Here is an 8988-nt window from a genome sequence, read left to right as displayed (position 1 = left end):
GGGTGGGGGGCGTACCGGGCCGGGGCGGGGTTCGTGGGGGCGATCGCCGAGGGGCGGGCGGCGCGGGCGGTGTGGTCGGCGTTGCCGGGGGAGGACTGGGCCGCGCGGTACGCCGAGGCGGCCGCGGCGGCGCTGTCGGCGGGGCGGGGCGCGCTGCTGGTGGTGCCGGACCGGACCGACCTGGATCGCCTCGACGCCGCGCTGACCGCGGTGCTGGGCGCCGGGATGCACGTCGCCCTCGCGGCCGACCTCGGCCCGGCCGAGCGGTACCGCCGCTGGTTGAGGGTGCGCCGCGGCGGCGTCCGGGTCGTGGCCGGGACCCGGGCGGCCGGGTTCGCCCCGGTCGCCGACCTGGGCCTGGTCGCGATCTGGGACGACGGTGACGACCTGCACGCCGAGCCGCGGGCGCCGTACCCGCACGCCCGCGACCTGCTGCTGCTGCGGGCCCATCTGGAGGGGACCGCGGCGCTGCTGGGCGGGTACGCGCGTACGGCCGAGGCCCAGCAGCTGGTCGGCACCGGCTGGGCCCAGCCGATCGTCGCCGACCGGGAGGCGGTCCGCGCGGCCGCCCCGCGGGTCGGCGCGGCCGGCGACGACGTCGAGATGGGTCGCGACGCCGGCGCCCGGACGGCCCGGCTGCCCACGCTGGCCTGGCGTACGGCCCGGGAGGCGCTGGCCGCGGGCGCGCCGGTGCTGGTCCAGGTGCCGCGCCGCGGCTACGTCCCCTCGCTGGCCTGCGCCCGCTGCCGGACCCCGGCCCGCTGCGGGCACTGCTCCGGGCCGCTCGCGGCCGGCGGCGGCGACACCGTCCCGGCCTGCCGCTGGTGCGGCCGCCCGGCCGCGAACTGGTCCTGCGGGGTCTGCGGCTTCACCCGGCTGCGGGCGGTCGTGGTCGGCGCCGGCCGGACCGCGGAGGAGCTGGGCCGGGCGTTCCCCGGCGTCCCGGTGCGGACCTCCGGCGGGGCCGCGGTGCTCACCACCGTGCCGGGGGGGCCGGCGCTGGTGGTCGCCACCCCGGGAGCCGAGCCGCGGGCCGAGGGCGGCTACGGCGCGGCGCTGCTGCTGGACGGCTGGGCCCTGCTGAGCCGGCCCGACCTGCGGGCCGGCGAGGAGACCCTGCGGCGGTGGGCGAACGCGGCCGCACTGGTCCGGCCGGCCGGCTCCGGCGGCAAGGTCGTGGTCGGCGCGGACGCGGGGCTGCCGGTGGTGCAGGCGCTGGTGCGCTGGGACCCGGCCGGCTTCGCCGACCGCGAGCTGGCCGAGCGGACCGAGCTGGGGTTCCCGCCGGCCCGCCGGTTCGCCTCGCTCACCGGCATGCCGGCCGCGATCGCCGAGCTGCTGGACGTGGCCCGGCTGCCGGAGACCGCCGAACCGCTCGGTCCCGTGCCGGCGGGCACCGTCGGCGGCGAGGAGACCGAGCGGCTGCTGCTGCGGGTCCCGAGGAGGGACGGGGCGGCGCTGGCGGCCGCGCTGCACGCGGCCGCCGCGACCCGCTCCGCCCGCAAGGCCCCGGACCCGGTCCGCATCCAGCTCGACCCGCTGGAGCTGTTCTGAGGGTCAGCCGTTGATGCTGAGCGCGCCGATCTTCTTCCCGGCCGCGTCGTACGCGACGAGCCGGCCGGTCTGGCGCAGCGCCTTCTCGTCGGACGGTCCGTGGAACACCACCCGGACGACGAAGCTGCCGTCGCGGATGTCCGCCGTCGCCGGCGGGGCGCCGTTCATGGTGAACGTGACCGAGCGGACGTTCCGCGTCACGACGCCGTAGTAGAGCGCGCTGTACAGCGTGGGGTCGGAGCCCGGCAGCCGGCTGGTGTCGCCGTCGACCATGCCGTCGAGCCCGCCGAGCCCGGAGGGGGTGCCGGCCGGCGCGTACTCACCGGGTGCGGCGATGGCGCCCTCGGTCTGCGCGCTGCGATGGTCGACCGAGCCGTCCCAGGCGAAGGCGCAGTAGAGGATCTTGTCCTTCGCGCCGACGAACGCGACGTACCCGCGGTCGTCGGTGGACAGCGCCCGCAGCGACGTCCCGGCGGCGAAGTCGGTCCCCGTGCCGTTCAGGCAGCGGTCGGCGATCGTGGCTTCGGCCGGCAGCGTGTGGGCCGGGTTCGGCGCCGGGGTCCACGGCGCCGCGCTGTGGATGTGTTCGGGCGGGAACACCTCCGGCTGGCCGGGCCGGTAATCCGGCGGGAACGGGGGCCGGCGCGTCGCCGACGCGGCGGTGGGCGTGCCGGCGGCCGGGGGGCCGTCGGGCCGGCCGAGCAGGGCGACCGGGAGGGCCACCGCGACGACCACCGCGGCGGCCGCTGCCGCCGGTATCCAGCGGCGGGCCGGTGGCGCGGTGACCGCGGCGACGACCCGGCCCCGGGCGGCCGCGTGGGCGGCGGCGGGCAGCTCGCGTTCGGCGATCATGGTGTCTCCTCGATCAGGGTGGAGGCGAGGGCGGCGCGCAGCTTCGACCGGGCGCGGGAGACCCTGGAGCGGACGGTCACTTCGGCCACGCCGAGCGCGGCCGCGGCCTCCGGGTACGACAGGCCGGACCAGAGGCAGAGCGCGACCGCTTCCTGTTCGGACCGGGGCAGCTTGTGCAGCTCGGCCAGCAGTGCGGACATCCGCCGCTCGTCGTCGACCCGGCCGGCCACGTCGTCGGCGTGGTCGGCGGACGGCGGCTCGTGCGGGGCCCGGTCCACCAGCGTGAGCCGGCGCCGCAGCGACCGGCGCTCGGTCCGTACGGCGTTGGTCGCGACGGCGAGCAGCCACGGCCGCAGGCTCTCGTTGGCCAGCCGCATCCGGTCCCGGTGCCGCCAGGCCAGCAGGAACGTCGTGGAGGTGAGGTCCTCGGCGGTCGCCCAGGACGCGGTCAGCCGGAAGCAGTGGTTGTAGACGGCCCGCGAGTGCCGGTCGAACAGCAGGCCGAACGCCTCGCCCGACCCCGTCCCGGCCTGGTCCCAGAGCTCCTGGTCGGAGGGCTGCACGGAAGTCACATCCCTAGGTGTCCGGACCCGCCCGAAGTGTTGCCGGTACGGAGTGTCCAACCGCGCCGGACCGCACGGGTCGGGGGCGGAGCCCCAGGGTCACCGCGCCCGCGGCCTGGAAAGGCCCCCGACATCCTGATTCGGGGAGTGTTCGAAGCCGTTCGAACGTTGTGTGAAGTATGAAGGGCGACAGGGTAGAGGTCGTCATCGACGCAGGTGGCGACACGAAGACGTACGAGGTCATGGCGACCAGGGCGGGCCGGCGGGTGGACATCCGTACGGGCCGCGGGCTGGTCGAGGTGACGGAGGTGACCCGCGGCGGGACCCCGGTCCGGACGGCGCGGTTCATGGCGAGCCGGGTGCTCGCCCTGGTGGAGCATCCGGCCAGGCGGCCGGCATTGGCGGACGACGCCGACTCGGAGGTGGTCAGGATCGCCGGCTAAGTAGAGTGGGGGTCCGATCCCGACCCCTGGAGCAACCCGTGGCCGTGCAGCCGATCCGCCTGTTCGGCGACCCCGTGCTGCGTACGCCGGCCGAGCCGGTCGTCGATTTCGACAAGGAGCTCCGGATCCTGGTCGACGACCTGTTCGAGACCATGGTGGCCGCGCCCGGACGGGGCCTGGCGGCGCCGCAGATCGGGGTCGGCCTGCGCGTGTTCACGTACGCGATCTCCGAGGACGAGTACGGGCACCTGATCAACCCGGAGCTGAGCTTCCCCGACGACGAGGAGCAGATCGGCGAGGAGGGTTGCCTGTCGATCCCGGAGCTGTCCTGGGACTGCCGGCGCCACCGCACCGTCGTCGCCCGCGGGTTCGACGTGCACGGCGAGCCGGTCACGCTGGCCGGCTCGGACCTGCTGGCCCGCTGCGTGCAGCACGAGACCGACCACCTGGACGGGATCCTGTTCGTCGACCGGCTCGACCCGGAGACCCGTAAGCAGGCGATGGCCGAGATCCGGGACGCGCCCTGGGCCGCCGCGGTCAGGCTCAGCCCGCACCCGACTTTCGGACGGGCGCTCTGAAGATCGTCTTCGCCGGCACCCCGGCCGTCGCGCTGCCCCCGCTGCGTGCGCTGCTGGCCTCCCGGCACGAGGTGGTCGCGGTCGTGACCCGGCCGGACGCGCCGGCCGGTCGCGGCCGGCACGAGCGACGCTCGCCGGTGTCCGGGCTGGCCGAGTCGGCGGGCATCCCGGTGCTCTCGCCGGCCCGGCCGCGGGAGCCGTCCTTCCTGGTCGCGCTGGCGGAACTGGAGCCGGACTGCTGCCCGGTGGTCGCGTACGGGGCGCTGGTGCCGCGGCCGGCGCTGGACATCCCCGAGCACGGCTGGGTCAACCTGCACTTCTCGCTGCTGCCGGCCTGGCGCGGGGCCGCACCGGTGCAGGCCGCGGTGCTGCACGGCGACGAGGTCACCGGCGCGACGACGTTCGAGCTGGAGGAGGGCCTGGACACCGGGCCCGTGTACGGCGTGCTGACCGAGACCGTCCGCCCGCGCGACACCGCCGGCACCCTGCTGGAGCGGCTGTCCGCCGCCGGCGCCGGGCTGCTGGTGGCGACGCTGGACGGGATCGAGGACGGCACGCTGGTGCCGCGGCCGCAGCCGGCCGAGGGCGTCTCGACGGCGCCGAAGATCACCGTCGAGGACGCGCACGTCGACTGGAACGCGCCGGCGCTGCGGGTGGACCGACTGGTCCGGGCGTGCACGCCCGCGCCCGGGGCCTGGACCACGTACGGGCCGGACCGGCTCAAGCTCGGACCGGTGCGGCCGTCGTCCGATGCCGCTGCGCTGGCGCCGGGGGAGTTGCTGGTGCAGCGGCGGCGGGTGCTGGTCGGGACCGCGACCGATCCGGTGGAGCTGGGCGACGTGCAGGCGCCGGGGAAGCGGCCGATGCCGGCCGCGGACTGGGCCCGCGGTGCGCGCCCGACCGCCGGCGCCCGTCTCGGAACCCCGGCGTGAGCGCGCGGCCGCCGGCTGGGCGGCGGGGTGGGGCAGCGGGCCGGCGGCCGGGGCCGACGCGTCCGGCCCCGCGACGCGAGGCCGACCCGGCCCGGCGGGTCGCGTACGACCTGCTGCGCGCGGTCGACGAGCGCGACGCGTACGCGAACCTGACCCTGCCCGGCCTGCTGCGCGAGCGCGGCCTGACCGGCCGGGACGCGGCGTTCGCGACCGAGCTCGGGTACGGCACGCTGCGCGCGGCCGGCACCCTGGACGTGTTCCTGGCCCGCTGCGCCGACCGGTCGATGAACGCGATCGACCCGGCCGCGCGGGCGGCGCTGCGGCTGGGGGCGTACCAGCTGCTGCGGACCCGGGTGCCATCGCACGCGGCCGTCTCCGCGACCGTCGACCTGGCCCCGCGGCGGGCGGCCGGGTTCGTCAACGCGGTGCTGCGCCGGATCGCCCGGCAGGACTGGGACGCCTGGATCGCCGAGGTCGCGCCGGCCGACCCGCTGGCCCTGCTCGCGCTGCGGTACGCGCACCCGGTCTGGATCGCGGCCGCCTTCCGCGACGCCCTCGGCGACCCGGCCGAGACCGAGGAGGCGCTCGCCGCCGACGACGCCCGGCCGCAGACCCACCTGGTCGCCCGGCCCGGTCGCGCCGACCGGGACGAGCTGGCCGAGCAGGCCGGGGGCGAGCCCGGGCCGTGGTCGCCGTACGCGGTGCGGCTGCCGGCCGGGGGCGATCCCGGCGCGCTGGTCGCGGTCCGGGACGGCCGGGCGGCCGTGCAGGACGAGGGCAGCCAGCTCTGCGCGCTCGCGCTCGCCCGGGCGCCGCTCGACGGTCCCGACGCCCGCTGGCTCGACCTCTGCGCCGGCCCCGGCGGCAAAGCAGCGCTCTTGGGCGCCGTCGCCGCGCTGCGCACCGCGCCGCCCTCCGGACCCGCTCTCACCGGCGGCGCCGGGACAGACGCGCCCGCCCCCGGCGGAGCCGCACCTCCCGGCGGAGCCGCACCTCCCGGCGGGGCGGGGACGCGGGTCGTCGCGGTGGAGCTGGCGGCGCATCGGGCGCGGTTGGTGGCGGCGGCGGTGAGCGGGTCGCCGGTGTCGGTGCTGCAGGCCGACGGCACCGTCCCGCCCTGGGCGCCGGGCTGGGCCGACCGCGTGCTCATCGACGCGCCCTGCACCGGTCTCGGCGCGCTGCGCCGCCGCCCGGAGGCACGCTGGCGGCGGACCGAGGACGACCTCAAGGAGCTGACCGTCATCCAGCGGGCGCTGCTGCGCCAGGGCCTGGCGGCGGCCCGCCCCGGCGGCGTCGTCGCGTACGTGGTCTGCTCGCCGCACCTGGCCGAGACCCGCGAGGTCGTCGAGGACGTGCTCACCGACGGGACCGCGGACCTGCTCGACGCCGGTCCGTACTTCCCGGCGGACGGGCCGATGGTCCAGCTCTGGCCGCACCTGCACGGCACCGACGCGATGTTCTGCGCGCTGCTCCGTCGCCGCTGAGCGGCCCGCCGCGCGCTGGGTAGGGTGACGCGGTGCCGCCCGAACCCCGGATCGCCCCGAGCCTGCTCTCGGCCGACTTCGCCCGGCTGGCCGAGGCCGCGGCCGCGGTGACCGGCGCCGACTGGCTGCACGTGGACGTCATGGACAACCACTTCGTGCCGAACCTCACGATCGGCCTGCCGGTCGTGCAGGCCCTGCTCAAGGCGACCGACCTTCCGCTCGACTGCCACCTCATGATCGACGACCCGGACCGCTGGGCCCCGCCGTACGCGGCGGCCGGCGCCCGCAACGTCACCGTGCACGCCGAGGCCGCCGCCGACCCGGCCAGGCTCGCCCGCGAGCTGCGCGCCGCCGGCGCCCTGGCCGGGCTGGCGCTCAAGCCCGGCACCCCGCTGGAGCCGTACCTGGAGCTCCTCACCGGGTACGACACGCTGCTGGTGATGACCGTCGAGCCCGGCTTCGGCGGCCAGGAGTTCCGGGCCGAGGTGCTGCCGAAGGTCCGCGCGGCCCGCCGCCGGGTCGAGTCCGGGCACCTCCGAGTGGCGATCGAGGTCGACGGCGGCGTGAACGAGGACACGATCGCGGCCGCGGCCGAGGCCGGCGCGGACGTCTTCGTGGCCGGATCGGCCGTCTTCGCCGCCGACGACCCGGAGAAGGCAATCAGGGAGCTTCGCCGACGCGCCCGCGAAGCGCAGGATTGAGGCGTGTTCACCGGAATCGTGGAAGAGCTCGGCGAGATCACCGCCCTCGAGCCGGGCGAGACCACCCGGCTGACCGTCCTGGGACCGCTGGTGGTGAGCGACGCGAACGAGGGCGACTCGATCGCGGTCAACGGGGTGTGTCTCACCGTGACCGGCGTCGACCGCGACACCTTCACGGTGGACGTGGTGGACGAGACCTTGAGCCGTTCGTCACTCAGCGCAATCGCCGTGGGGTCACGAATCAACCTGGAACGGGCGGTCACGCCGGTGACCCGCCTCGGCGGCCACCTCGTCCAGGGCCACGTCGACGGCGTCGGGCGGCTGCTGTCGCGCGGCCCGGACCACGTGCTGCGGTTCGAGATGCCGCCGGCGCTGTCCCGCTACCTGGTGGAGAAGGGCTCGATCACGGTGGACGGCATCAGCCTCACCGTGGTGGAGGCCGGCACCGACTCCTTCACCGTCGCGCTCATCCCGACCACGCTGGACCGGACCACGCTCGGCAGCACCCCGGTCGGCGGGGCGGTCAACCTGGAGGTCGACGTGGTGGCGAAATACGTCGAGCGTCTCCTGAGTGGGAGTACCGCGACAGAAGGTAACGTCGAGGTGTGACAACGGCGTTCGGAACCATCGAGCAGGCGGTCGCGGATCTCGCCGCGGGTCGCCCCGTGGTGGTCGTGGACGACGCGGACCGGGAGAACGAGGGCGATCTCGTCCTCGCCGCGGAGCTCGCCACCCCCGAGCTGATCGCGTTCTTCGTCCGCTGGACCAGCGGCGTGATCTGCGTCCCGCTGACCGGGGCGGACTGCGACCGGCTGGCGCTGCCGCCGATGCACCACACGAACGAGGACCGCAAGCAGACCGCGTACACGGTCTCGGTGGACGCCCGCGACGGCGTGACCACGGGGATCTCCGCGGCCGAGCGCGCGCACACGATCCGGCTGCTGGCCGACCCACGGACCACGGCCGAGCAGTTCTGCCGGCCCGGGCACGTGTTCCCGCTGCGGGCCAAGGAGGGCGGCGTGCTGCGCCGCCCCGGGCACACGGAGGCCGGCGTCGACCTGGCCAAGCTGGCCGGACTGCAGCCGGCCGCCGCGATCGGCGAGATCGGCAACGACGACGGCACCATGAAGCGGCTGCCGGACCTGACCGTCTTCGCCGCCGAGCACGGGCTGACGCTGATCTCGATCGCCGACCTGATCGCCCACCGGCGGCGGACCGAGCGGCAGGTGCGGCGGGAGGCCGAGGCCCGGCTGCCCACCCGGCACGGCGTGTTCACCGCGGTCGGCTACGAGTCCGACCTGGACGAGCGCGAGCACGTCGCGCTGGTGCTGGGCGAGATCGGCGCCGGCGAGGACGTGCTGGTCCGGGTGCACTCGGAGTGCCTGACCGGGGACGTTTTCGGCTCGCTGCGCTGCGACTGCGGCACCCAGCTCGACGCCTCGCTGGCCGCGGTCGCCGCCGAGGGCCGCGGCGTGGTGCTCTACGTGCGCGGGCACGAGGGCCGGGGGATCGGCCTGGTGCACAAGCTGCAGGCGTACCAGCTGCAGGACGCGGGGGCGGACACGGTGGAGGCCAACCTGCGCCTCGGCCTGCCGGCGGACGCCCGCGACTACGGCACCGGCGCGCAGATCCTCGTCGACCTCGGCGTCCGGACGATGCGGCTGCTGACCAACAACCCGGCCAAGCGCGCCGGGCTGGAGGGCTACGGGCTGCGCATCCTGGGCCGGGTGCCGCTGCCGGTGCACCAGACCTCGGACAACACGGCGTACCTGCTGACCAAGCGGGACCGGATGGGCCACGACCTGCCGGGGTTGCCCGAGCTCGACCCGGCCGGGGGAGCGCTGCGATGAGCGGCGCCGGCAGACCCGATGATTCCACTGT

The 8988-nt window shown here is 76.4% G+C and carries 10 protein-coding genes; 8 read left to right on the top strand and 2 right to left on the bottom strand.

From position 1 onward, the window contains the following. Window positions 1–1554: primosome assembly protein PriA (locus VGP36_22185; GenBank protein HEV7657418.1), on the top strand; the 1554-nt coding region annotated here is incomplete at its 5' end. A 3-nt stretch (window positions 1555–1557) separates the two neighbouring features. Here VGP36_22185 and VGP36_22180 read toward each other — a convergent pair. After that, window positions 1558–2406, bottom strand: coding sequence for a hypothetical protein (locus tag VGP36_22180; protein HEV7657417.1), 849 nt, complete (start codon window positions 2404–2406; stop codon window positions 1558–1560). Beyond that, on the bottom strand, window positions 2403–2969 hold the full coding sequence (locus tag VGP36_22175; protein HEV7657416.1) for a sigma-70 family RNA polymerase sigma factor: 567 nt from the start codon (window positions 2967–2969) through the stop codon (window positions 2403–2405). The genes VGP36_22180 and VGP36_22175 overlap by 4 nt, the downstream gene beginning before the upstream one ends. Before the next feature lie 179 nt (window positions 2970–3148). Between VGP36_22175 and VGP36_22170 the strand changes: the two genes are divergently transcribed. Genes VGP36_22170 through VGP36_22140 form a run of 7 tightly spaced genes read left to right on the top strand, consistent with a single transcriptional unit; the run spans window position 3149 to window position 8957 of the window. Next, window positions 3149–3412, top strand: a complete 264-nt coding sequence (locus VGP36_22170; protein ID HEV7657415.1) for a hypothetical protein — start codon at window positions 3149–3151, stop codon at window positions 3410–3412. 38 nt (window positions 3413–3450) lie between these two features. Beyond that, window positions 3451–3990, top strand: coding sequence for a peptide deformylase (gene def, locus VGP36_22165; protein HEV7657414.1), 540 nt, complete (start codon window positions 3451–3453; stop codon window positions 3988–3990). Then, entirely contained in the window at window positions 3987–4922 is a 936-nt protein-coding gene (gene fmt, locus VGP36_22160; protein ID HEV7657413.1) for a methionyl-tRNA formyltransferase, read from the top strand. Before def ends, fmt begins: the two co-directional genes overlap by 4 nt. After that, entirely contained in the window at window positions 4919–6406 is a 1488-nt protein-coding gene (locus VGP36_22155; protein HEV7657412.1) for a transcription antitermination factor NusB, read from the top strand. The genes fmt and VGP36_22155 overlap by 4 nt, the downstream gene beginning before the upstream one ends. 32 nt (window positions 6407–6438) lie before the next feature. Next, window positions 6439–7107 carry a ribulose-phosphate 3-epimerase gene (gene rpe / locus VGP36_22150; GenBank protein HEV7657411.1) on the top strand — a complete coding sequence of 223 codons (669 nt, stop codon included), beginning with the start codon at window positions 6439–6441 and terminating at the stop codon, window positions 7105–7107. A gap of 3 nt (window positions 7108–7110) precedes the next feature. Further along, on the top strand, window positions 7111–7716 hold the full coding sequence (locus VGP36_22145) for a riboflavin synthase (protein HEV7657410.1): 606 nt from the start codon (window positions 7111–7113) through the stop codon (window positions 7714–7716). Continuing rightward, window positions 7713–8957 carry a bifunctional 3,4-dihydroxy-2-butanone-4-phosphate synthase/GTP cyclohydrolase II gene (locus VGP36_22140; protein ID HEV7657409.1) on the top strand — a complete coding sequence of 415 codons (1245 nt, stop codon included), beginning with the start codon at window positions 7713–7715 and terminating at the stop codon, window positions 8955–8957. The genes VGP36_22145 and VGP36_22140 overlap by 4 nt, the downstream gene beginning before the upstream one ends. Window positions 8958–8988 lie beyond the last annotated feature (31 nt).

The organism is Mycobacteriales bacterium (assembly GCA_035995165.1).
GTDB lineage: Bacteria > Actinomycetota > Actinomycetes > Mycobacteriales > CADCTP01 > CADCTP01.
The sequence above is the reverse complement of the archived record's forward strand: the minus strand, read 5'-3'. Positions and strand labels throughout refer to the sequence as shown.